The organism is Lactobacillus sp. ESL0679, from assembly GCF_029433515.1.
Lineage (GTDB): Bacteria > Bacillota > Bacilli > Lactobacillales > Lactobacillaceae > Lactobacillus.
In genome coordinates this window covers 585,854-610,797 of the sequence record NZ_JAQTIG010000001.1, presented here as the reverse complement: position 1 = coordinate 610,797, position 24,944 = coordinate 585,854, and the positions used below count along the sequence as shown (strand labels likewise).

21 protein-coding genes and 1 tRNA gene are annotated in these 24,944 nt (G+C 40.0%); 8 read left to right on the top strand and 14 right to left on the bottom strand.

Annotated features, from left to right (window positions below):
* Positions 1 to 656: 656 nt before the first annotated feature.
* Positions 657 to 729: transfer RNA gene (locus tag PT287_RS02965), tRNA-Thr, on the bottom strand.
* Positions 730 to 895: 166 nt separating this feature from the next.
* Here PT287_RS02965 and PT287_RS02960 point away from each other — a divergent pair.
* Both PT287_RS02960 and PT287_RS02955 read left to right on the top strand, forming a co-directional pair.
* The gene (locus tag PT287_RS02960; protein WP_277132415.1) at positions 896 to 1,597 is read left to right on the top strand and encodes an MgtC/SapB family protein; all 702 of its coding nucleotides are present in this window, start codon (positions 896 to 898) and stop codon (positions 1,595 to 1,597) included.
* A 105-nt stretch (positions 1,598 to 1,702) separates the two neighbouring features.
* Positions 1,703 to 2,902, top strand: coding sequence for a DUF2974 domain-containing protein (locus PT287_RS02955; protein WP_277132414.1), 1,200 nt, complete (start codon positions 1,703 to 1,705; stop codon positions 2,900 to 2,902).
* A gap of 73 nt (positions 2,903 to 2,975) precedes the next feature.
* Here the strand turns inward: PT287_RS02955 and PT287_RS02950 are convergent, their stop codons facing one another.
* The 13 genes from PT287_RS02950 to dnaA form a co-directional block, all read right to left on the bottom strand.
* Positions 2,976 to 3,134 carry a CsbD family protein gene (locus tag PT287_RS02950; RefSeq protein WP_277132413.1) on the bottom strand — a complete coding sequence of 53 codons (159 nt, stop codon included), beginning with the start codon at positions 3,132 to 3,134 and terminating at the stop codon, positions 2,976 to 2,978.
* A gap of 157 nt (positions 3,135 to 3,291) precedes the next feature.
* Positions 3,292 to 4,674 (bottom strand): replicative DNA helicase, encoded by a 1,383-nt coding sequence (gene dnaB, locus PT287_RS02945; protein WP_277132412.1) that lies wholly within the window; start codon positions 4,672 to 4,674, stop codon positions 3,292 to 3,294.
* A 39-nt stretch (positions 4,675 to 4,713) separates the two neighbouring features.
* Positions 4,714 to 5,169 (bottom strand): 50S ribosomal protein L9, encoded by a 456-nt coding sequence (gene rplI / locus PT287_RS02940; RefSeq protein ID WP_277132410.1) that lies wholly within the window; start codon positions 5,167 to 5,169, stop codon positions 4,714 to 4,716.
* Between the two features lie 12 nt (positions 5,170 to 5,181).
* On the bottom strand, positions 5,182 to 7,200 hold the full coding sequence (locus PT287_RS02935; RefSeq protein WP_277132408.1) for a DHH family phosphoesterase: 2,019 nt from the start codon (positions 7,198 to 7,200) through the stop codon (positions 5,182 to 5,184).
* Positions 7,201 to 7,346: 146 nt separating this feature from the next.
* On the bottom strand, positions 7,347 to 7,583 hold the full coding sequence (gene rpsR, locus PT287_RS02930; protein ID WP_090093298.1) for a 30S ribosomal protein S18: 237 nt from the start codon (positions 7,581 to 7,583) through the stop codon (positions 7,347 to 7,349).
* Positions 7,584 to 7,605: 22 nt separating this feature from the next.
* The gene (gene ssb, locus PT287_RS02925; RefSeq protein ID WP_277132406.1) at positions 7,606 to 8,139 is read right to left on the bottom strand and encodes a single-stranded DNA-binding protein; all 534 of its coding nucleotides are present in this window, start codon (positions 8,137 to 8,139) and stop codon (positions 7,606 to 7,608) included.
* Positions 8,140 to 8,186: 47 nt separating this feature from the next.
* Complete coding sequence (gene rpsF / locus PT287_RS02920; RefSeq protein ID WP_277132404.1) at positions 8,187 to 8,483, bottom strand: 30S ribosomal protein S6; 297 nt, start codon at positions 8,481 to 8,483, stop codon at positions 8,187 to 8,189.
* Between the two features lie 200 nt (positions 8,484 to 8,683).
* Positions 8,684 to 11,164, bottom strand: a complete 2,481-nt coding sequence (gyrA, locus tag PT287_RS02915) for a DNA gyrase subunit A (RefSeq protein WP_277132402.1) — start codon at positions 11,162 to 11,164, stop codon at positions 8,684 to 8,686.
* A 10-nt stretch (positions 11,165 to 11,174) separates the two neighbouring features.
* On the bottom strand, positions 11,175 to 13,139 hold the full coding sequence (gene gyrB / locus PT287_RS02910; RefSeq protein ID WP_277132400.1) for a DNA topoisomerase (ATP-hydrolyzing) subunit B: 1,965 nt from the start codon (positions 13,137 to 13,139) through the stop codon (positions 11,175 to 11,177).
* Complete coding sequence (recF, locus tag PT287_RS02905) at positions 13,132 to 14,268, bottom strand: DNA replication/repair protein RecF (RefSeq protein ID WP_277132398.1); 1,137 nt, start codon at positions 14,266 to 14,268, stop codon at positions 13,132 to 13,134. Before recF ends, gyrB begins: the two co-directional genes overlap by 8 nt.
* A 6-nt stretch (positions 14,269 to 14,274) precedes the next feature.
* The gene (gene yaaA, locus PT287_RS02900; RefSeq protein WP_277132396.1) at positions 14,275 to 14,496 is read right to left on the bottom strand and encodes a S4 domain-containing protein YaaA; all 222 of its coding nucleotides are present in this window, start codon (positions 14,494 to 14,496) and stop codon (positions 14,275 to 14,277) included.
* A gap of 210 nt (positions 14,497 to 14,706) precedes the next feature.
* Positions 14,707 to 15,837, bottom strand: coding sequence for a DNA polymerase III subunit beta (gene dnaN / locus PT287_RS02895; RefSeq protein ID WP_277132395.1), 1,131 nt, complete (start codon positions 15,835 to 15,837; stop codon positions 14,707 to 14,709).
* 166 nt (positions 15,838 to 16,003) lie between these two features.
* Positions 16,004 to 17,371, bottom strand: coding sequence for a chromosomal replication initiator protein DnaA (gene dnaA / locus PT287_RS02890; protein WP_277132393.1), 1,368 nt, complete (start codon positions 17,369 to 17,371; stop codon positions 16,004 to 16,006).
* Between the two features lie 469 nt (positions 17,372 to 17,840).
* On the opposite strand from dnaA, the gene rpmH reads away from it, so the two are divergent.
* The 6 genes from rpmH to spxB all read left to right on the top strand — a co-directional run bounded on the left by rpmH (position 17,841) and on the right by spxB (position 24,742).
* On the top strand, positions 17,841 to 17,981 hold the full coding sequence (gene rpmH / locus PT287_RS02885) for a 50S ribosomal protein L34 (RefSeq protein WP_003549412.1): 141 nt from the start codon (positions 17,841 to 17,843) through the stop codon (positions 17,979 to 17,981).
* Positions 17,982 to 18,032: 51 nt separating this feature from the next.
* Complete coding sequence (rnpA, locus tag PT287_RS02880) at positions 18,033 to 18,401, top strand: ribonuclease P protein component (RefSeq protein ID WP_277132391.1); 369 nt, start codon at positions 18,033 to 18,035, stop codon at positions 18,399 to 18,401.
* Between the two features lies 1 nt (position 18,402).
* Entirely contained in the window at positions 18,403 to 19,272 is an 870-nt protein-coding gene (locus tag PT287_RS02875; RefSeq protein WP_277132390.1) for a membrane protein insertase YidC, read from the top strand.
* Positions 19,273 to 19,388: 116 nt separating this feature from the next.
* Positions 19,389 to 20,774, top strand: coding sequence for a tRNA uridine-5-carboxymethylaminomethyl(34) synthesis GTPase MnmE (mnmE, locus tag PT287_RS02870; protein WP_277132389.1), 1,386 nt, complete (start codon positions 19,389 to 19,391; stop codon positions 20,772 to 20,774).
* Between the two features lie 14 nt (positions 20,775 to 20,788).
* Complete coding sequence (gene mnmG / locus PT287_RS02865; RefSeq protein ID WP_277132472.1) at positions 20,789 to 22,687, top strand: tRNA uridine-5-carboxymethylaminomethyl(34) synthesis enzyme MnmG; 1,899 nt, start codon at positions 20,789 to 20,791, stop codon at positions 22,685 to 22,687.
* 246 nt (positions 22,688 to 22,933) lie between these two features.
* Entirely contained in the window at positions 22,934 to 24,742 is a 1,809-nt protein-coding gene (spxB, locus tag PT287_RS02860; RefSeq protein WP_277132388.1) for a pyruvate oxidase, read from the top strand.
* Positions 24,743 to 24,944 lie beyond the last annotated feature (202 nt).

The window sequence follows — 24,944 nt, the reverse complement described above, 5'->3', positions numbered from 1 at the left end:
AAGTTGACGCTATTGTACTAAAATAAGCAATTTCATTTAATAGGTTATCTGATATAATTAATTAGAACTCTCAACACATAAAGTTTTGAGAGCGGTGGCTGTTATCTTGGAAAGGAGACGGTGCTGATGCACGAAAAGCTTTCAGAAAGGTATAACAGTCATGAGTGTTGCCGATGCGCTAACTATTATGTTCGCTTTTGGTATGTTTATTCTTGCTTTGCTCGATTATATCGACAAACACGAAAAATAATTGCACTTTAAAAGCCGTCCACTTTTAACTTTGGCGAGTTATATGACGGCTTTTAAGCAATAATATAATTCAGCCACCGCCTTTGAAGCGGGTGCTGTCTGTTTAAGAGAAGTCCTATTACAGTAGGGCTTTTTCTTTACCCTTATATTGTAGCACAAAAGAATTAAAAATTCGGAATCTAAACTTAATTAGTAAATTATATTTTTTAACTTTAAAACTTGTCTGGACACATAAAAAAGGCGGGCTTTAAGCCCGCTATATCAACTTTTCTTCTGCTCCCAAAGATTTCTTTGACACATAGTTTTAAATTATGTGCCATTTTTTGTGTTAAAATTGCTTTTACAAACAAAAATAATCTTAACTATTAACTAGTTAAGATTATTTTATTTAAGTCTATTAACCTCTATGCTGACTAGAGGATTCGAACCTCCGACCTCATCATTACTAATGACGTGCTCTGCCAACTGAGCTAAGTCAGCATTGTCTTACTTGACAACAATATTAATTAAACCATATTCGTAACAATTACGCAAGTATTTTTTGACTTTTTCCAAATTTTTGTTATAACTATCCTTTGGTCTTTATTCTCATAACGTAAAGGATAGAGTATAATTATAAAATATAATTTATGAACGGAGTGATATGATGGCTAACTTAACACCGATTAATTCGCAGCTGCCATGGCTAGTGCGGGTCATTGTGGCCTCGCTTTGCGGAGCATTAATCGGTTACGAACGAGCAATTCAAAGAAAGAGCGCTGGGGTCAGAACCCACATTGTCGTTGCTTTTTCGTCAGCATTATTTATGATTATTTCCAAATATGGATTTTACGATTTATTAAGACTTAACGATGTGGCGGTCGACCCGTCAAGAATCGCGGCCCAGATTGTTTCTGGGATTTCCTTTATTGGTGCCGGGACGATTTTAATCAAAAAGCAACAAGTTTCCGGTCTGACAACCGCTGCCGGAATTTGGGCAACTGCTGCAATTGGGATGGCAATTGGCTCTGGTCTGTATTTCTTAGGAATTTCCCTAACCGCTTTTCTCTTTCTCATCCAAATGCTATTCCATGATGATAGTCTAATCGATAAAATCATCATGCACATTCGCTTCAATATTCAGATTGAAGCCGTTAACAAACACCATATTTTGAAGACAATTGAGGATGAGCTAAAAGCCAGCCATGTCCAAAATGTTTCTGTTAAAATTTTATACGTTAATGACGAACGAATTATCTTTTTTGTGGACGGAATTATTAATAATAACATTGATGAAAATGATATTATCATGTCTCTGCGTAAGTATCCTGACATTAAGCGGATTAGTTACACAAGCATGGGTAAATAAAAAAGCAATAGTTTAACTATTGCCTTTTTTATACCATTATTTTGGCATTTACAAATCAAACTAACTACAATAGTAATTATTAACCAATCAGAAAGGAAGAGTTTTATGGCTGGTTCACTCGATTACTTACGTTGGCGCGGTGATCTTTCATTCAAAGAAAAACCTTTTAATAGCATTGATGCGGCGCTGCTTTCATCAATTGTTTACCTCCCCGCTGATGCCTCTGCTGTCGGACACACCTTGGGTGACGTCGCAAAGCAGCTGCGGCTCCTACCATCGTTTCAGCACCAAATGCACTCTGAGACTGGTGCCGAGGTACTATTATTACCGGAAAGTCCACGCATTGGCGACATGAAAATCCTCGATTGGACCGATCGTTTGGAAAAAGAGCCGCATCCGTTACAATTTACCGCTGCCACTTTTGCCATCAATCCGCAAACGATAGTTATTGCTTATCGCGGCACCGATGGCTCAATGATTGGCTGGAATGAGGACATGCGGATGAATTATTTGCCAGAAATTTACGGGCAGAATGTGGCAGCTGAATATCTTGAAGACATTGCCCAGAAGTTTCCCAATCAGCGCATCTATCTTGTCGGGCATTCCAAGGGCGGCAACTTTGCCCAATACGCCTTAAGTGCTGTCAAACCAGATATTCAAGACCGAATCATTAAGGCATTGAGCTTTGATGGTCTCGGCTTCTTTCGTAAAGTCTACACCAGTCCTGGCTTTATTCAGGTAATGTCCAAGATGAAGACTTACATCCCTCAATCCTCAATTTTTGGCGCTATGCTGGATCATCCTGAGCACACATTAGTTGTTAAAAGCAACGCTGCCATGCGCAACCAGCATGACCCACGGCGCTGGTCGGTTGGCCGCGACAGTTTCACACTTGCCGACGGTCTAACAGCTGGCAGTCGCGTCATTCGCCATGCTTTAATTACCTTTAACCGTTCAATTCCAAAATCTGACCGTGGTGAATCATTTTCTGCATTGTTTGAGGCTTTTGAAAATGCCGATATCAATGAGTTGCACCAATTAACTCGCAACAAACTACTGGGAACTTATCGTTTCGGACGAATTTTAATGTCACTTGAGCCCGATGAACGTAAGTTGATTACCCAAATCTTTAGCAACATTTGGGATTCTTACAAAAACAACATGACTTTACCGCTGAAGGTCAACAATTACGAACTTTATCCTAAGAGCAACGACTCAAATAAAGGACCTATTTTTTACGAATTTTATGATTCTAAACATCCTGACTTGAAATTGCCATCAGATGTGGAACAAAAATTACACTAATTTTGCACTGTTTCATGTGTAACAAAAAGAGCTCAGAAATTTAATTATTTCTGAGCTCTTTTACTAGTAATTATTATTTTTTAATCTTGTCCTTGACGTCATCGAACTTATCTTTGGCATCATCTGCAGCCTTAGCTGCCTTATTCTTAACATCACCAGCGGCTTGTTGAGCTTTACCCTCAACTTCTTTTGCTTTGCCAGCAACTTTATCTTTAAAACCTTTTTTAGCCATAACTTCAAGTCCTTTCTAAATTCATCTTACAACTACACTTTTATAGTACAATGATAGCTAAATAATGTCATTTAAAAGATCTTAATTTTTGGTAAAAGTTGATAAATCAATAAAAGTCATGGCATTAATTATCTAAACTCCATGACTTTTATAATTTTTATTCATTTGGTTGATCGTGACTATAGTCGAGATTAGAAAAACGGTTATATGGCTTAGAAAACATGAGCTTAATCGTTCCCCGGCTACCTGACCGGTTCTTTTCAATAATGACCTCAACCTCGCCATTATCATCTTCTGCTTCAACCTCACCCTGATTGTTATCATCGTCTTGTTCATCACGATAATAATCATCTCGATATAAGAATGAAACGATGTCGGCATCCTGCTCAATTGACCCAGATTCACGAATATCGGACAACACCGGCCGTTTATCCTGTCGCTGCTCAACCGACCGTGACAACTGCGACAAGGCAATCACGGGCACATGAAGCTCCTTAGCGAGCTTTTTTAATTGCCGTGAGATTGCAGAGACTTCCTGTTGCCGTGATTCACTGCGCGGCCCTTCAATCAATTGCAGGTAGTCAATTACAATTAAACCTAAATTGCCCTTTTCCTTGGCCAAACGTCGTGCTTGTGCCCGAATTTCACTCATTTTAATCCCGGGCGTATCGTCAATATAGACGTTAGCTGTTGCCAATGAGCCGGAAGCAACAATCAGCTTACGCCACTCTTCTTCATCAAGCTGTCCTGTCCTAAGATGTTGTGAATCAATCAAGCCCTCTGAAGCCAGCATTCTTTGCACCAACTGCTCGCCACTCATTTCCAAAGAAAACATGGCAACCGATTTATCAGTATGCAAACCGACGTGTTGGGCAACATTCAACGCAAAGGACGTTTTTCCGACACCGGGACGTGCCGCAATAATAATCAATTCATCATCGTGAAATCCCGTCGTCATCTTGTCGAGCTCAGCAAAACCTGTTGGCAATCCCGTGACCATGTTGCCATCTTCGGGAATATTGTTAATTTCTTCAATCGTTGAATTAACAATTTCCTTAATTCCGCGAAAGCCACTCGCACTGTTTTCCGAGGAGACATTCATAATCTCGCTCTCGGCATTATCCAAAATATCGGTCACATCATCGGAATCCTGAATGGCGGTTGTAATAATTTTTTGACTAGCAGAAATCAACCGCCGAAGCAGCGCTTTCCGGTGAACAATCTTGGCATAATAAGTAACGTGGGCCGCAGTCGGCGTTGCTAACGCCAATTCTGAAACATACGCAATCCCGCCAATATCTTCCAGCTGCTTCTTTTTAGTTAATTCATCCTGCAGCGTTAATGGATCAATTGCATCCTCACGATCTGACAGATCCAGCATCGCCTGGAAAACCAGCTGGTTTGCTCGTTTATAAAAATCAGCGGGCTGCAATATGGCACTTGCATCTGCAATTGCCTCTGGGTCAATAAAAATTGCCCCTAAAACTGCTTGTTCCGCCTCATCATCATGCGGTATTTGTTGCGAAACAATATTATCCATTAGTTATGACCACTTTTTTATTAAAATCTAGACCGGACACTAATCTTGCTCGGTGATATGAACGCGAATTTTAGCCTCTACGCCCTTAAACAACTTAACAGGTACATTTGTGTAGCCTAAAGACTTAATCGGCTCAGGCAAGTTTAATTTACGCTTGTCGATTTTAATACCAAATTGCTTTTCCAAGCCTTCAACAATTTTTTTGCCTGAAATGGAGCCAAATAACCGAGCATCTGTTCCAGCCTTTGACTTAAAGTTAACAACTGTTTCGTCTTTTTCAAGTTCTGCTTTAATCTTTTCAGCTGCTGCTTTATCGGCTTCATAAGCAGCTTGCTCGTTAGCAGCAACCCGTTCCAGCGTGTGCATATTAGCTTTTGTGGCAGCCTTAGCTAAGCCGCGCTTTATTAAAAAGTTTTGGGCATAACCATCAGGAACATTCTTAACTTCACCGCGTTTACCACGGCCTCTTACGTCTTGAGTAAAAATAACCTTCATTTGAAATCTCCTTTATTCGTTTTCTTTCTCATAAGTATCAACTGCATCCGTCAATTTTGCAAGAGCTTGTTCAATCGTCACGTCCTTAATCTGCGTCGCCGCATTGGACAAATGACCACCGCCGCCAAGCTTTTCCATAATTACTTGAACGTTAATACTGCCCATCGAGCGTGCAGAAATCCCAACCGTATCCTTGTCACGCCGCGTAATCGCAAAACTAGCTTCAACGTTTTCTAAGTCAAGTGCCGTATCGGCTGCCTGCGCCGTTACAATGGGATCGATAATTTTCTTTTCTGGGCCACACATGACGGCCATATTAGAGTTGATAATCTTTAAGCTGGCAACTAAACTTGTGCGCTCCAAGAAGCTATCAATATCTTCCTTAAGCAATTCGCTAACCCCAGTTGAACTTGCACCAATTGAGCGCAAATAACTCGCCGCATCAAAGGTTCTGGTCCCTGTTCTTAGTGAAAATTCTTTGGAGTCAACAGTAATTCCAGCAAGCATTGCCGTTGCCTCTAGGTCGGTTAAGACCCGCTTGCCAGAACTTGGCTGCTGGTACTCAATCATTTCTGTCACCAGCTCACACGCAGATGAAGCGTACGGCTCGACATACGTTAACATCGGATTTTCTGGGAACTCCTCGCCGCGACGGTGGTGGTCAATTACGATGATCCGATTCTTCAACCGGTCATACAATTCCTTAGAATAAGTAATTGAGTACTTAGAGTGATCCACCATAACTAGCATTGATTTATCTGTTACCTTTTCCAGAGCATCTTTAGGCGCAATGAACAGGTCCGCATCTTCTTTTGCCTGCTGCATCTTGACGATTAATCGACCAACATCGTAGTTAGTCTTATTAACATCTAGAACAAAATTAGCCTTAACATCATGCAGCTGGGCAATTTTAACAACGCCGATACCACTGCCAACTGAGTCCATATCCGGATTGGCATGACCAACAACAAATACGCGATCGGCTTCCTTGAACAGCTCACTAATCGCCTGTGAAACCATCCGTGCCCGGACTCGTGTCCGCTTCTCCATTGGGTTCGACTTTCCGCCGTAAAAGCGGGCATCCTTACCCGGTTGACACAGAACAACCTGATCGCCCCCGCGGCCCAAGGCCAAATCAAGATTAGACTGCGCTTGATCAGCCAATTCCGTAATTGAACTGCTGCCAAAGGCAATCCCAATTGATAATGTTAACGGGGTATTATTTCGACTGGTCTCTTGGCGGATTTTATCCAAAACAGAAAACTTATCATCTTCCATTTTAGCCAAATCCTGCATATGCACCAATAATAAAAAGTGATCCTCATCAATTCGTTTAAGATAAGCATTAAAGTTTTTAGCATAATCACTCAAGGTGTTTTGCACATACAAACTCATGCTGGTCAATTCCTGATCATGCATCGCTTCGCTTAGCTCATCATAATTATCAATGAAAATTTGCCCAATCGCCAGTAACTCATCATTGTATTTTTCTTCAATCTGGGCATAACGCGTGATATCAAGCAGATAAATCACACCTAAATTATCTTGAACAACCATCTCAAATTGATGATTATCCCAATTTACCGTTTGATTCTCGGCAGTCTTGGCCGCCAGCGACTCATCAATTAACTTATTTAAATCTGGATCAACTGCCTCAATGGTTCGTCCGATTAAGTCATCGTCTTTCAGGTAAAGCTGCAAGTACGGATTGACCCACTGAATTTGCCTGTCTTCATCATAGAGCAAAATCCCCAGCGGCATCTTAATCATTGCCTCTTGTTCGCTACGCTTAATGCGATACGACAGGCTAACCGCAAAATTATTGGCATTACCTGCCAAAACATACGCTCCATAGACGGTAAAGGCAACTGTAAGAATAAAAATCAGCACCATTGCCAACCCAAACAACGGATTCATAATCATGGCAACAATACTGCCCAGGAGCGACAGCGCCAAAATAATAATTACCGAAGCTGTCAGCCGTGAATCCTTGATAAAAGCAGGAAATCCATTACGCAAAAAATCTTTCATGCAAGATCCTTCCTAAATTAATGTAAAATACATCACTATTATTATACCTTGGATTCAACTGATAAGAAACTCCCTAATATCCAGCTTAAAATAGCGTACAAAAAATGCGGAAAATAATTCCCGCATTTTTGTTTTTATTCAACTGATTAGTCTTCAGTAACGAATGGCAACAAGCCCATAATGCGAGCTCTTTCGATTGCCTTAGCTACCTTACGTTGATTCTTAGCGCTAGTGCCAGTGACACGACGTGGTAAGATTTTACCTCTTTCTGAGATAAAACGTTTCAACAGATCAACGTCCTTGTAGTCAACGTAATCAATATGGTTGGCTGCGATAAAGTCAACCTTACGACGACGATGGCCGCCTCTTCTTTGTTGAGCCATATCCTAGGTCCTTTCTATAAGTTTAGAATGGAAGATCATCATCAGAAATATCAATGGTATCTCCAGATCCAGCAAATGGATCCTTTGGCATACTTGATTGATTATTATTTTGGTTATTCTGATTAGATGGTCCCATATTTTGAGAATTATTGGCATTTGGATTACCAAAGTTACCATTGAAATTCCCATTGTTATTTGGTGTGTAACCACCATTTTGACTACGGGATTCACGGTCTTTGCGTGACTCAAGCAATGCAAAGTTGTCAACGACAACCTCTGTTACATATACTCTTTGCCCGTCTTTATTATCGTAAGTTCTGGTTTGAATCCGGCCGTCAATACCAACCAATGATCCTTTAGACGTAAAATTGCAGAAGTTTTCTGCTGATTTGCGCCAAATGACACAGCTAATAAAATCCGCACCTCTCTCACCTTGAGCGTTAGTATACTGACGGTCAACAGCAAGAGTAAACGTAGCAACCGAGATTCCACTCCCAGTAGTACGTAATTCAGGATCACGTGTTAAACGGCCAACAAGTACAACTCGATTAATCATACTCCAAGGTCCTTCCTTTCCTAAATCACGATCACGATAACGTAATATTATTTGTCTAACTTAACAGTCATTGAACGTAAAATTGCGCTGTCAATTTTTGACAAACGGTCAAATTCGTTAACTGCGTCTGCGTTATCAGCAGTGAAAGTCATGATATGGTAAGTACCTTCACGATACTTTTCGATTTCATATGCAAAATGACGCTTTTCCCAGTCTTTAGATTCAACCATTGTACCACCGTTATCTGCGATAACTTTATCGTAGTTTTCAACAAGTGCCTTCTTTGATTCTTCATCAATATCAGGTTTAATAATGTAAGTTATTTCGTACTTAGTAGTTGTCATTCTAGTGCACCTCCTTTTGGTCTAAATGGTTCTTGCTAAAATCAAGAACAAGGAGTAATCAATTTTATTACTCGCAATCTCTAATTTTAGCACATAAACAAAAAAATTACCAAACTATATTCACGTGATCCTAAGAGAATTTATTTCTCTGACTAATAGATACGCTTAAAAGTCCGATAATTTTTTAATTTAAATTACTTTTATTCTTCTTCGGTCTCAGAATCAGCCGCTACTTCCTGATCTTCCTCAGCAGGAACAACTGTTAAGCTAGCGACCTTACTGTTGTCGTTAACTTTAATCAACCGCACACCCAGCGTGCTACGGCTAGTCTGCGAAACATCCGCAATCTTGAAGCGAATCATGATGCCATCGTTAGTAATCACCATAATATCTTGGGTGCCATCAACAACTGTCACACCAGATAGCGGGCCATTCTTCTCAGTGATATTAGCGGTTTTAATTCCTTTACCACCACGACCCTTAACTGGATATTCAGCAGCAGAAGTCCGCTTACCATAACCTTTTTCAGAAATTACTAGGACTTCATCGCTATCTTCAATGACACCTGAGCCAACAACATAATCGCCATCCCGCAAGTTAATCCCGCGAACACCGGCAGCAGTTCGACCCATTGCCCGGACAGTCTGCTCATTAAAGCGAACAGCATAGCCAAGGTGCGTGCCAATCATAATATCCTTGTTACCATCAGTAGTTAGAACATTCGTCAACTCGTCGCCATCGCGTAAAGTCAGTGCAATCAGGCCGCTGTTTCTAATATTCGCAAATTCACTGACAAGCGTTCGCTTAACCGTCCCCAACTTCGTGATAAAGAATAGGTATTGGTCATCAGCATTTTCAGGAATATTAATAATTGTCTGAATCTTCTCGCCTTTTTCAAGCTGCAACAAGTTAACAATTGGTAGCCCCCGAGCAGTCCGGCTAAATTCCGGAATTTCGTATGCCTTCTTAGAATAGATTTTACCCTTGTTGGTAAAGAACAGCAGCAAGTCGTGGGTACTTGAGTAGATCAGCTTTTCAATGAAATCGCCAGACTTCACTCCCATGCCCTTAATGCCTTTACCACCACGGTTTTGCGTCTTAAATTCATTAATCAACATCCGCTTGATATAGCCACTATGGGTCAGGGTTAGCAAAACATCTTGCTTTTCAATTAAATCTTCGTCTTCAATTGAGACAACTTCACTAGCACCGATTTCAGTACGCCGCTTATCACCAAAGCGCTTTTGAATATCGAGCAATTCATTGTAGATAATCTCGTTGATCCGTTCAGGTTTTGCCAAAATATCCTTGTAATCCGCAATTTTTTCTTGCAAATCCTTGTATTCGGCCTCAACCTTGTCACGTTCCAAGCCTGTTAAGCGAACAAGCCGCATATCCAAAATAGCCTGTGACTGCTTATCATCCAGCCCAAAACGGCTGATTAAGGCAGCTTTAGCAATATCACTGGAATTACTTTGACGAATAATATGAACAATTTCATCAATGTGATCCAAAGCAATCTTCAAACCTTCAAGAATGTGGGCTCTTGCCTCAGCCTTGGCCAGTTCAAATTTTGTTCTACGTGTAACAACGTCCTCTTGGTGCTCCAAGTAATACGACAGCATTTGCTTGATACTCAAGAAATGTGGTGCACCATCAACAATGGCAACCATGTTCATCCCGAAGTTAGCCTGCATTTGCGTTAATTTGAATAAATTATTCAAAACAACGCTGGCACTTGCATCACGACGAATGTCAATTGTCATCCGCATCCCTGTCTGGTCGGATTCATCACGAACACCGGTAATCCCATCAATTGTCTTAGAGCGTGCCAAATCAGCAATTTTCTTAACTAATTCAGCCTTATTAACCAAGTATGGCAGTTCAGTAACAACAATTCGTTCCCGACCACTTTTTTCAGTTTCAATGTTGGTCTTAGCCCGCACAACAATATTGCCGCGACCACTTTCGTATGCCCGATAAATACCGCCACGACCCATAATGATCCCGCCAGTCGGAAAATCAGGACCCGGGATTGCCTTCATTAAGTCCTTAGTAGTGACATTCGGATTGTTCATCAGCATATGCAAGCCGCTGATAACTTCGGATAAATTATGTGGTGGAATATTAGTCGTCATCCCGACAGCAATCCCGCTCGTTCCGTTAACCAGTAAGTTCGGAATCCGTGCTGGTAAAACTACTGGTTCATTTTCAGAATCATCATAGTTACGTTGCCAATCAACCGTATTTTTATTAATGTCGCGCAGCATTTCAACCGCAATTTTGCTCATTCGCGCCTCAGTATAACGCATTGCGGCAGGCTCGTCACCATCAACAGAACCAAAGTTACCATGACCATCAACTAGCATATAGCGATAACTAAAGTCTTGAGCCATGTGCGCCATTGCCAAATAAATCGAAGAGTCACCGTGGGGGTGGAACTTACCCATAACTTCCCCAACGATTCTGGCAGACTTCTTATAAGGCTTATCAGGAGTAACTCCTAACTCACTCATTCCGTAAAGAATTCGCCTTTGGACAGGCTTTAAACCATCACGCACATCAGGCAAAGCCCGGGCAACAATAACTGACATCGCATAATCCAAAAAGGAACTGCTCATTACACTAGTCAGATCAACATTTCTAATTCTGTGATCTTGACCTTGATTGTCGTTATCCATTTAAAACCTCCTAAGCATCCAAGTTTTCAACATATTTTGCGTTAGTTTCAATGAACTTCCGCCGTGGCGCAACTTCATTGCCCATCAATAATTCAAAGACCTCATCAGCATTCTTAGCATATTCTGGACTAACGCGATCAAGGCGGCGGTTTTCAGGATTCATCGTTGTTTCCCACAATTGTTCAGGATCCATTTCACCCAATCCCTTATAGCGTTGAACAAGTGGCTTAGGACTTGGTTGCAATGCACCTAAATAATCATGCAGCTCCTCATCAGTATCAAGGTACTTAACGACTTTACCTTGACGGACTTGATATAGAGGTGGACGTGCAATATAAACATATCCCTTTTCAATCATTGGCCGCATATAGTTATAAAAGAGCGTCAATAACAGGGTCCGAATATGGGCGCCATCGACATCGGCATCCGTCATAATAATTAACTTGTGATAGCGAGCCTTTGAAACATTAAAGTCCGCACCAAATCCGGTTCCTAAGGCAGTAAACAATGACCGAATTTCTTGATTGGCTAAAATTCTGTCCATTGAAGCTTTTTCAACGTTCAAAATTTTCCCACGAATCGGTAAAATCGCCTGGGTTAAACGAGAACGACCTTGCTTAGCAGAACCGCCGGCCGAGTTACCCTCAACAATAAATAATTCTGAAATACTTGGATCGTTACTGGTATTATCAGCCAATTTACCTGGCAAGTTAGCAATCTCAAGTCCTGATTTCTTTCTCGTTACTTCACGAGCACGTTTAGCAGCAGTTCTAGCTCGTTCAGCTAGCTGTGCTTTTTCAACGATTTTGCGACCAACTTGCGGATTCTCCATCAAAAAGTTGGTAAAAGTTTCTGAAAAGGCCTTATCAACTGCGGTTCTGGCATCAGAATTTCCTAATTTAGTCTTCGTCTGCCCTTCAAATTGCGGATTTGGGTGTTTAACAGAAACAACTGCTGTCATTCCTTCACGAATATCCTCACCAGAAAGATTATCATCCTTATCCTTCAGGATTTTGGCTTTGTGGGCATAGTCGTTCACGACCCGCGTTAACGCAGTCTTAAAACCAGCTTCGTGCATTCCACCTTCATAAGTATGAATATTATTGGCGAAGGTCATTAACGTTGTTTTGTAGCCATTTGTATATTGCAAAGATACTTCAACATTAATTTCGTTGTAGTCACCTTCGACATAAATTGGCTCATCAAACAAAACTTCTGTGCCATGATTCAAAAAGGCAACGTATTCCTTGATTCCGCCTTCATAGTGATAGACATCAGTTTCAGCGGTTTCTTTACGCTTATCGGTAAAAGTTAACTTCAGACCTTTATTCAAGAAAGCCAGTTCCCGAATGCGGTTTTTCAAAACCTTGTCATCAAAGTCAGTAGTTTCAGTAAAAATATCTGGATCCGGATAAAAGTGAACGATGGTTCCGTGCTCAGTCAAAGGTACAGTACCAATCAATTTCATTTCTGTCTTAACACGACCACGATTGAAGTCGATATAGTATTTTTTACCATCACGCATCGTCGTAACATCAAGCTCAGTTGACAAGGCGTTAACTACCGAAGCACCAACACCATGAAGTCCACCAGAAACTTTATAGCCGCCACCGCCAAATTTACCACCGGCATGCAAAACAGTAAAAACAGTTTCTAGAGCTGGCCGACCGGTTTTCTTTTGAATATCAACTGGAATTCCCCGACCATCATCTTGAACAGTTACACTGCCATCAGCATTAACCGTTATCTCAATTTTAGTTGCGAATCCAGCTAAGCTTTCATCAATACTATTATCAATTACTTCCCAAACCAAGTGGTGTAAGCCTTGAGAACTAGTTGAGCCAATATACATCCCAGGCCGTTTACGAACAGCTTCAAGTCCACCTAGAACCTGAATTTGACTGGCATTATATTTATCAGCTTCTTTTTCGTATTGCTTGATTTGATCAAGTTTTTCTTCGTTATGATCAGCCATTCAATTCTCCTTTTTCCAAATAAATTTTTCCAGACTTAATTCGGTAAACCTGAGGCTTTTTTATTATTTCCCAGGAAATACCTGTAAGATCTGTTGTTGTAATAAACGTTTGCGTTTTACCATGAATATAATTAAGCAGCGCGCTCTGGCGACTATGGTCAAGCTCACTCATCACGTCATCAAGTAATAACAAAGGATATTCATCAGTCAATTGATGTACCAACTGAATCTCTGCTAGCTTAACACTCAGTGCAATGGTGCGTTGCTGGCCTTGTGAACCATAAAAATGAGCATCTTTGCCATCCAAGACAAATTCAATATCATCACGATGCGGTCCAAACAAAGTTGTCCCTTTTCGCATTTCTGCAGCCTTATTTTTCTTGAAGTTTGCTAATAGCTTTTGATAAATCTCTTCCGTACTATCAGCATCTGTCACTTCAAGAACAGATGGCCGATAAGTTACCGTTAATTCCTCACCACCAGTGCTGATGTGTGCGTAGGCATCACGTGCATATGTACACAAGTATTTAAGGAACTTAAACCGGCGCACAATTACTTCAGCAGCAATTCCGGCTAATTGATCAGCTAAAACATCAAGAAATAATTGATCATGAGCTTGGCCTTTGGCTAATTGCTTCAAGTAATTATTCTTTTGCTGCAAAACCTGCCGGTACTTGCTAGCAAAATATAGGTACTCCGGATTAATTTGCCCAAATTCTTGATCCATAAACCGGCGTCTTAATGCTGGAGCACCCTTGATTAAGTCCAAATCTTCGGGCGAGAACAGAATTGCATTTAATTGCCCAACGTACTTAGATAATTTCGCCTGCTCAACACGATTAACCCAGACCTTTTTGCCTTTTTTAGTGATTAAGACACGTAAAGTTAAGTCAAGCTGACTTTTATAAATATGACCGGTGACGTTGGCATATTCTTGATTAAAAGCAATCAATTCCTTGTCACTACTAGTTCGATGTGAACGTGTCAATGCCAAAAAATAAATTGCCTCTAACAGATTTGTCTTGCCTTGCGCATTTTGCCCAATAAAAATATTGACGTTAGGATCAAACTCAACGTCTAATTGCTGCAAATTACGGTAATTTTGCGCCACAAAATGCTTCAAATACATTGAAGACTACCGAAAAATATATGCTTCGTGGGCAACTTCAACTCGGTCACCTGAACGTAACTTTTTACCACGGCGATTTTCTTTAACACCATTTAGCAAAACCAGATTATCTTGCAAATACCACTTTGCTTGACCACCAGAAGAAATAATACTTTCTTCTTTTAAAAATTGACTCAAGGTAATGTACTCACCTTTTACTGTAAATTCTTTGATAATACTCACCTTCATCGCGCTAGTTTCCTATATTTAAGTATATTCGTTTTAAGGCTAAAAGACAACTTAAAAAGCTAATATAACGCCATATAAACGGTTTTTAGCAGAATAAACATTTTATAGTAAATGGTCATTAAAACAGTACAACGTGCTTATTTTGTCCGTTAACAAAAAAGGTACATAAAAAAGGTCATCGGATGATGACCTTTAGTTCATAATTTTTAGTTAGAAAGTTCTAACTGGGGTGATTAATTGAACAAATTCAATGTCAGCTTGATCTGGATTAACCGTAAATGGTCTTAGTGGCTGCGTAAATTCCATGATAACCGAATCAGTTACCGATGCTTTTAAGGCATCACGTAAATAATCGGGGTTAAATGATATTTTCAAGTTCTTACCAGTTAAGTTTTTGAAACTTACGTCTTCCTCAACGTTACCAATTTCAGCGGACTCACCTGATAATTTTGCCGTTTGCTCTTTAACATCAAGAGTTAAGTCAACGACATTATTGCGACCAGCATGAGTTAAAAGACTTGCACGATCAAGCGCACTTGATAATTCAACTAGGTCAAATTCGACATTGGTTGTGCTTTCAGTTGGAATCAGACGTTCAGTATCTGGATAGCTGCCTTCAAGTAGCCGTGAATAGAAAAGGATATTGCCAATTTCAAATAATACTTGACTGTCTCCAGGACAAACGCGAACTTCTGGGTTAGTTTCACCAATAATTCGAGCCAGTTCCAGTAAACTCTTTCCTGGAATAATCAAATCAGTTTTGGTTTGCGGGCCATTTTCTAAAGTCAATGCTCGACTAGATAAACGGTGTGAATCAGTTGCAACAGCGTGAATTTGGTCGGGACTAAAAGTGAAGTGGACACCTGTTAAAACTAGGCGACTTTCTTGAGTGGCAACAGCAAATTGCGTTTCAGTGATAATTTCACGGAAAGTTTTTCCTGAAATAACAAAAGAGGACTCGTCGGGAATTTCCGGTAATCTTGGGTAGTTATTTGCATCTAACCCGTTAATTGTGAATTCACTATTTTCAGAAATAATTTGTGTCTGAAAACTTTCTTTTACTTCAAGTGAAAATTCTTTTCCGGGTAAACGCCGAATAATTTCGCTAAAGAAGCGAGCAGGTAAAACAATTGCACCAGTTGATTCAACTGTTAGATCTTCGCTAACAGGAATTTTTAATTCAATTGAAATATCAGTATCACTACCGGTTAGAATTAATTCGTCATCTGTTAGATTGAGCTTGATGCCGCTTAGGATTGGAATGGTTGCACGTGAAGAAATTGCGTGCATAACGTTGTTTAGGTTGTCAACGAAAAGATTTCTATTAATTGTAAATTTCATGAAGGCCTCCTGTTTCAGGTATGTTTTATTTAATTATATAATTTATTTAGTAGTATTAGTAGGTCTTGTGATTTCTGTTGAGAAGTTATGCAAGGCCTAAAATAACGTAATTAGGGCGGTTTAAAAAATGTGGATAAAGCTAAAAGTTGTCCACATTTTTTAACTTTTAGCGATCAAGCATTTGCTTAAGATCAAAAACAGCAGTTTTAATGTCTGAATCGGTTTTGATTGCCCGACTAATCTTTTCGTAGGCATGCATGACCGTGGTGTGATCTTTGCCGCCAAACTCCTGGCCAATTTTAGGCAGACTTGAATCCGTTAGTTCACGAGAAAGATACATGGCAATTTGCCGCGGGACCACAATTTGCCGCACCCGCTTTTTGCCCTTTAATTCATAAGTAGAAGTCTGAAAGTAGTTAGCAACAACTTCCTGAATTTTAGATATCTGTAAACCGCGATTTTTTTGGACAAGTTTCAGGTCCGCAAGAGCTTCGCGAGCTAAGCCGACGTTAATATCTTCGCGTTCAATCGTTGCGTGTGCTTGAACTTTAACCAAAGCACCTTCGAGTTCTCTAATATTCGTATCGACTTGTGAAGCAATGTAATCTAAGGTGCTGTCGTCGATTGTTAGATCTTCTGCCTCAGCTTTTTTGCGCAAGATGGCAATCCGCGTTTCAAGATCTGGCGGCGTGATTTCAACTTGCAGACCCCAAGTAAACCGGGAAACTAACCGTTCTGATAAATCTGGAATTTCAGTCGGCAGGCGGTCACTTGTCATTACGATTTGCTTTTGGTCATTATAAAGAGTTTCAAAAGTATGGAAAAATTCTTCCTGAATGCCCTCTTTTTTGGCAAAAAACTGAATATCATCAACTAATAATAAGTCGCAAGTACGATATTTTTCGCGGAATTGATCTTGCGTCTTATTTTTGATTGAATTGATAAAATCGTTAACGAAAGTCTCGCTTTGAATGTAAACGACTTTGGCATTCGGCCGTTCAGCCAGCATTTGGTGCCCGATGGCCTGCATTAGGTGCGTTTTTCCCAGTCCGACACCGCCAAAAATAAACAGCGGATTGTAAAAACTGCCGGGACTGTCGGCAACTGCTAGAGCGGCACCCGCGGCTAGCTTGTTGCCCTCACCTTGAACAAAATTATCGAAAGTATATTTTTCGTTTAATTTCAGGTTGCGCACAAACGCATTATGGGTGCGCTCGCTTTGTCGTTGCTGCGTAATCTGTGTTTGCGGTTTGGGCGTGACAATTCGCTCAGTACTGCGCTCACCTTCAATTTGAAAAACAGGCGTGATTTCGATATTGGCATAGCCGTAAGCTGATTGAATCAATTGTGATGCCAAATTCTTTTCCCAATATCCTTTAGTTACCGGATTTTGCACGGCAATTTTTAATTCATGCGTATCCTTATTGTAGGAAAGTGGTTTAGTATTTTTGAACCAAGCATTGTAGGCAACTTCATTAAAATGCTCACGCATTTCATTATTAAAATGCTGCCAAAATTTATTAATATCAAACAAAGTATCTCCTCCAATAATTTTTAACCCAAGTTATTTTACCATCTAAGCAAAATGTTTTCCACAAGTGAACAAAAGAAATTAAGAATTAACATGCTGTGGATAAAACAATTTAGTTAATTAACAATGTTTCTGATTATCTGGCTGTGGAAAAATGCTTTTTGGATAAAGCTGTTAATAAAATAAGCTGATATAGCAGAAATAAGTTTGAATTTTTAAAATTATATCCACATGATGTGAATATCTTTATCAACATGCTGATGATTGTGGAAAAATGCTGCAATCAGGCTGTGAATTACTAACTTGTGGAAAATTAATCTGCTAAAAATTGCACAGACAGATTCAGGTTAGTTTAAAAATTTATCTAATTGGTGCAAAATTAATTAGCATTTTTACTTGGTTTTTTACTTTAATCATGCTATTCTAAATATTAAATTGTGCAGTTAGCATATAAAAATGGAGGTGTAGTTTAATGACAACTAAGAGAACTTACCAACCTAAAAAGCGTCACCGTTCACGAGTTCATGGCTTTATGAAACGGATGAGTACATCTAATGGCCGCAAGGTTTTAGCTAGACGCCGTGCAAAGGGTAGAAAAGTCTTATCTGCTTAAACCACTGAATCCCAGTGGTTTTTTTAGTGTACAAGAGTGGAATGAAACGTTTTGAGAAAGTCTTATCGAGTTAAAACTGAAAATGATTTTCAGCGAGTTTTTAAATCTGGTAATTCAGTGGCAAACCGTGCTTTTGTCATCTATAAAATAGATAAAACAGAAAATAAACATTTTCGAGTGGGGATTTCTGTTGGCAAAAAGGTGGGTCATACTGCCGTTGTTCGCAACCGGCTCAAACGTTATATTCGTGCGGTTCTTACTGAAAATAAGCCTGCAATTGAAGCGCAAATTGATTTTTTAGTGATTGCTAGACCATATGCGCGTAATTTTAAAATGGCTGAAGTTAGAAAGAACTTGCTGCACGCACTCTTTTTGGCCAATATTATTGAAGAAATACCTGATGAAGTTGAGGAAGATTAGAGTGAAAGACATTTTAACTAAGAGAAATGTCAAACGTCTGCTTACACTGCTAGCAGTTGTTACAATCGCTGTTGTTTTAACGGGTTGTGCAGCGCAAACTAACGCCAAAGTAGCGCCGGTTTCGCATACTAGCGGTAGCTGGTGGAATCGCTGGATCATTTATTATATGTCGGTCTTTATCCTATGGCTGGCTAAAATTATGAGCAATAGTTACGGGTGGGCAATTATTGTCTTTACTGTAATTGTGCGGGTTATTTTGTATCCGCTCAGTGCGATTTCCATTAAGAGCACGACAAAGATGCAAGCAATTCAACCGGAAATTAATGCATTACGCAAAAAATATCCGGGTAATGATACGGAATCTAGGACGTTATTGTCCCAAGAAACTAATAAGCTTTATAAAGAAGCTGGGATTAATCCGTATGCTGGTTGCTTGCCGCTAATTATTCAGTTGCCGGTAATGTATGCCTTGTATGGAGCAATCTGGCAAACACCGCAACTTCAGACAGGTCATTTTTTATGGATGGATTTAGGTAAACCAGATCCTTACTTCATTATGCCGATTTTGTCGATGATTTTGACGTTCCTGTCAACTTACATTAGTCAGTTGTCAACGCCGAAGGAATCACAAACAGCATCAACTAAGATGATGACTTATGGGATGTCAATTATGGTTGGTGTAATGGGAATTTACTTCCAGTCAGCGATTGTTTTGTACTGGGTAGTTTCTAACCTCTTCCAAGTTGGCCAAACCTTTATCTTGCAGAATCCGATTAAATATCGCAAGGCGCAAGAAGCTAAGGCAGAAGCCGAACGTGAGCGTAAACGTAAACTTAGAAGAACTTATAAGCGTTTAAAGCGTAAAAAGTAAATATTTAGTCTAAAGTGATTTTTAGATAAAGTAGTCAAAGTGCTTTATACATCACGAATTTTTCGTGGTGCTATAATGCGCTTTTTTTATTGAAATTTATTTGAAAAGGAGAAATTATGGCACAAACTTTAACCGAATTTGATACAATTGCTGCTATTTCAACGCCAATTGGTGAGGGTGGAATTTCGATTGTCCGCATGTCGGGAGAAGATGCAGTCAAGATTGCTAACCTCGTTTTTAAAGGCGCTAATTTAGCCAAAGTACCTAGTCATACAATTCATTATGGTCACGTAATTGAACTAGAAACTAACCAAGTAATTGACGAGGCAATGGTCTCAGTAATGCTAGCGCCGAAAACATTTACGCGTGAAGATATTGTCGAAATTAATTGCCACGGCGGCATCGTGGTCACTAACCGCATTTTGCAACTATTGCTTAAAGAAGGTGCACGAATGGCGGATGCTGGTGAGTTTACCAAACGGGCATTTGTCAACGGCCGAATTGATTTGACTCAAGCCGAAAGTGTAATGGATATTGTGCGTGCTAAGACTGATAAGGCCCGTCAAGTTGCTGAAAAGCAGCTTGAAGGTGGCTTGCTCGAAAAAATTCGCGCGATGCGGCAGGAAATTTTGGATACCTTGGCAAACGTTGAGGTTAACATTGATTATCCTGAGTACGATGCCGACACTATTACCGCTAAGCAGATGGCGTCGGTTTCACAGTCGGTAAGTGAAAAAATCACGCGCTTACTGGATACGGCAGCTGAAGGGACGGCTTTGCGCAATGGCTTGGCAACGGCAATCATTGGTCAGCCCAATGTTGGTAAGTCATCGCTGCTTAATTATTTGACTAAAAGCGATAAGGCGATTGTTACCGATGTTGCGGGAACGACCCGAGACACGTTAGAGGAATACGTCGCAATTAAAGGAGTGCCGCTGAAGCTGATTGATACAGCTGGGATTCGGCATACTGATAATAAAGTTGAAAAAATTGGTGTCGAACGGTCTAAAAAGGTGTTGGCGCAAGCCGATTTAGTGTTATTACTACTTGATTCTAGTCAGGAGTTGTCGGCAGAAGACAAGGCACTAATTGCTGCAACAGATGCTAAAAAGCGGATTGTAATTTTAAATAAGACGGACTTAGGGCAAAAATTAACGGTTAGTGAAATCAAAAAAATAACGGGTAGTGAGGTAATTGCTACATCGATTTTGCAAGAAAAGAATCTTACTGAACTAGAAGAAGCAATTAGAAAATTATTCTTTAGTGGAATTGAAAATTCTAATGATCAGGTAATGGTCACTAACCAGCGCCAAGTTGGTTTGCTAGAAAAGGCCAAAAAACAGCTGCAAGACGTTATTCAGGCAGTTAAAGATGAAGTGCCGGTAGATATTGCCCAGATTGATTTTAACGGCGCATGGGACACCTTAGGCGAGATTACGGGTGAAAGTAGTCCTGATGAGCTAGTTAATGAATTATTTAGTCAATTTTGTTTAGGAAAATAGGAGTAGAAGTGGAAATGATTAAAAGTTACGACTCAAATGATTATGATGTCATTGTTGTTGGTGCCGGTCATGCCGGCAGCGAGGCAGCTTTGGCTAGTGCCAAGATGGGTCAAAAGACTTTATTACTGACAATTAGTCTTGATATGGTTGCCTTCATGCCGTGTAATCCGTCCGTTGGTGGTCCAGCCAAGGGGACGGTTGTGCGTGAGATTGATGCTTTGGGTGGCCAAATGGGTAAAAATATTGATGCCACCTATATCCAAATGCGGATGCTAAATACGGGTAAGGGCCCAGCAGTACGTGCTTTACGGGCTCAAGCTGACAAGTGGCAATATCATGAGCAAATGAAGGATGTTATTGAGAATACTCCTAATTTGACTTTGCGTCAGGCAACAGTGGACGAATTAATTGTTGAAGAGGGGGTATGTACGGGCCTTATCACTAACACAGGTGCTCGTTACCATGCTAAAAGTGTTGTGCTTACAACAGGGACTTCTGCTCGTGGTCGCATTTTTATTGGGGAATTGAATTATTCTTCAGGTCCTAATAACACAGTACCAGCGATTAAATTATCCGAAAATTTGGAAAAATTGGGCTTTAAACTGCGCCGCTTTAAGACAGGGACCCCGCCGCGCGTTAATGGTAATACGATTGATTATTCCAAAACTGAAGAGGAACCTGGAGATAAAGAGCCGCGTCACTTTTCCTTTACCAGTAGGGATGAAGACTACTTAAAGGACCAAGTTTCTTGCTGGATGACTTATACCAATCAGGAAACACACAAGATTATTAATGAAAATTTGACACGTTCGCCAATGTTTTCGGGTCAGATTAAGGGTGTTGGGCCGCGTTATTGTCCGTCAATCGAAACCAAGGTTGTCCGGTTTGCTGATAAACCGCGCCACCAAATATTCTTAGAGCCGGAAGGAAAGACTACCAAGGAAGTCTATGTTGGTGATTTTTCAACTTCAATGCCAGAAGAAATTCAACTGAAAATGCTGCACTCAGTTGCGGGATTAGAACATGCTGAAATGATGCGGCCGGGTTATGCAATTGAATATGATGTTGTTGATCCGTGGCAGTTAAAGCATACTTTGGAAACTAAAAATATTAAGAACTTGTTTACTGCTGGTCAAATGAACGGTACTTCTGGCTATGAAGAAGCAGCTGGACAAGGACTAATTGCTGGAATTAATGCTGCTTTGCGTGCTGCTGGCAAGCCGGGTTTTACTTTGGGCAGGGATGAAGCCTACATTGGTGTTTTAATTGATGATTTGGTAACTAAGGGCACTGAGGAGCCATATCGCTTGCTTACCTCACGCGCCGAATATAGATTAATTTTACGCCATGATAACGCTGACTTGCGATTAACTGATTATGGCTACAAGTTGGGCTTAATTTCAGATGAACGTTATGCTAAATTTGAAAATAAGAAAAAACAAATTGCAAATGTTAAGGCAAAATTGGCTAGTTTAACCATTCATCCAAACTTTGAAATTCAACAATATTTGAGTGGAATTGGTGAAAATGCAATGGGTGCTGGAGTTAAAGCAGACATCTTTTTAAGACGGCCTAAAGTAACAATTGATGACATTGAACGGCTGACAGGAGAGGAAATTTCATCAGATCGTTACGTCAAAGAACAGGTTGAAATTAATATTAAGTACGCCGGATATATTAAAAAAGAACAGGTTCAGATTGACCGGCTCCACCGTCAAGAAGCTAAAAAAATCCCAGCAGACATTGACTATAATGCAATCGATGGTTTGGCAACCGAAGCAAGACAGAAATTCGCTAAGATTCGGCCTGAGACAATAGCTCAAGCCGAAAGAATATCGGGTGTTAATCCGGCAGATTTGGCTATTTTGAGTGTGTATATTCAAAATGGTCATTATGAAAAGATTAAGAAGTAAAAAAAATTAAAAATTTTTATATTTAAAACTTGGCGATTATATTTGAAGAATGATCAATTGATAACAAGCATAAAGATTGCTGTAAAAGCGTTATCAATGATAACGCTATCCAAATTGTGAAAATATTTCTTTTTAAAAGCCGAAATCCCAGTACTTTATTAACGTTAGTGCATACTTGAAATTGTGAAATTATATGTTTTAATACATTATGTAAGTAAACATGTATTTAAGGAGATGCACTTTAAAATGGCAAAAATTAATGGCGCAAATGCCATGCTTCAAGTTTTATTGGACTGGCATATTGATCATATTTATGGTTTTCCAGGTGGTTCATTCGATTCAACAATGAACGCTATCCACGATTTCAAGGGCAAGATGAACTATATTGAAGTTCGTCACGAAGAAGCTGGTGCTTTGGCAGCAGCTGCTGAATATAAATTCACTGGTCATGCTGGTGTATGTTTTGGTTCAGCCGGCCCTGGTGCTGTTCACTTGATGAACGGTTTGTACGATGCAAAATATGACAAGGTACCAATGGTAGCTATCGTTGCTAACGTACCAACTAGTCGTCAAGATATTGACTTCTTCCAAGCTTTTGATGAAAAGCCTTGGTTTGATGCCGTAGCAGTTTGGAACCACCAAATTAAGACAGCTGACCAAGTTCCTAGTATGATGGACGAGGCTCTTCGTCAAGCATATGCTAAGAAGGGTCCAGCAGTTTTAATCCTTCCTAAGGACTTTGGTTGGGACAAGATTAATGATAACTTCCGTGTAACATACAACTCATTAGAAGCTATTCCTAACTATGCAGCTCCTAAAAAGACTGATGTTGACGCAGCTGTTAAACTTCTTAAAGAAGCAAAGAACCCAGTAGTATACTACGGTATGGGTATGAAGGGTCACGGCGATGTTTTAAAGGCATTTGCTGACAAGTTTAAGACTCCAATTATGTCATCAGTTATTGCTAAGGGTATCGTTGAAGACAAGTTCCCAGCATACATGGGTTCAATTGGTCGTGTTGCACCAAAACCTAGTGATGACATTCAAACTCACGCTGACTTGGTTGTATGGGTTGGTAACAACTCACCATTCTCAGTCTTCTTCTTTGATCCAAAGGCTAAGGTCATCCAAATTGATGTTGACTCAGAAAAATTGGGCAAGCGTCATGCTGTTGATGTTCCAATCTTGGCTGATGGTGCTAAGACTTTGCAAGCAATTATTGATGCTGGTGAAGCTCGTGAAGAATCACCACTTTACAAGGCTGCTATTGCAGACCGTGAAAACTGGGAAGAATGGGAAAATAGTTTTGTTGACTCAGATGAAATGCCAGTTCGTCGTGAACCAATCTTTGACATCATTAACAAATACGCTGCAGACAACGCAATGTTTGCTATTGATGTTGGTAACATCAACATTGACTTCCAACGTTTAGTTAATTTACATGATGAACAAACTTGGGCAACTTCAGGCTTGTACGCAACTATGGGCTTTGGTACTCCAGCATCACTTGCTGCAGCTACTACTCATCCAGAACGTGAAGTTTGGAACCTTGGTGGTGACGGTGGTTTCGCAATGATGAACCAAGAATTATTGACCCAAGCTCGTTACAACATGCACGTTATCAACGTTGTCTTCACTAACGAAACTTTAGGTTACATTCAAGCTGAACAAGAAGATGAATCTAACCAACCATTATCTGGTGTTATCATTCCTAACAACGACTGGGCAAAGGTTGCTGAAGGTATGAACGTTAAGGGTGTAACTGTACGTACTAAGAAGGAATTCGAAGACGCAGTTAAGGAATTCAAGCAAATGGATGGACCAATGTTAATCGACGTTAAGTTCACTCATGAAATGCCTTACTCAACTGAATTGAACACTTTGGACGACCCAGCATTCGTTGAGAAGTACCAAGCACAAGGTTTGAAGCCATTCAGCTACTTCGCTGAAAAATATGGTCTTGTAGAAGACACTGCTTCAGGTGCTTCAGAAGAAGAAGCTGAACCTGAACCAGAGCCAGAAGAAGATGCAACTTCAGGTGCTTCAGCACACTAATAATTAATAAATAATTTTAATTATTTTCAGAGAAACGAAATCAATTTATTTTGGTTTCGTTTTTTTTGCTTGCACTGATATATATTAATAGTAGCGATTTTTATTAAAAAACCAATATCGTCTATAAATTATTGTAAATAAAGCGATTTCTATTTATTAAAGTCAACTTATCGCTAAATTTGCAGTCTGTAAATTTATGATT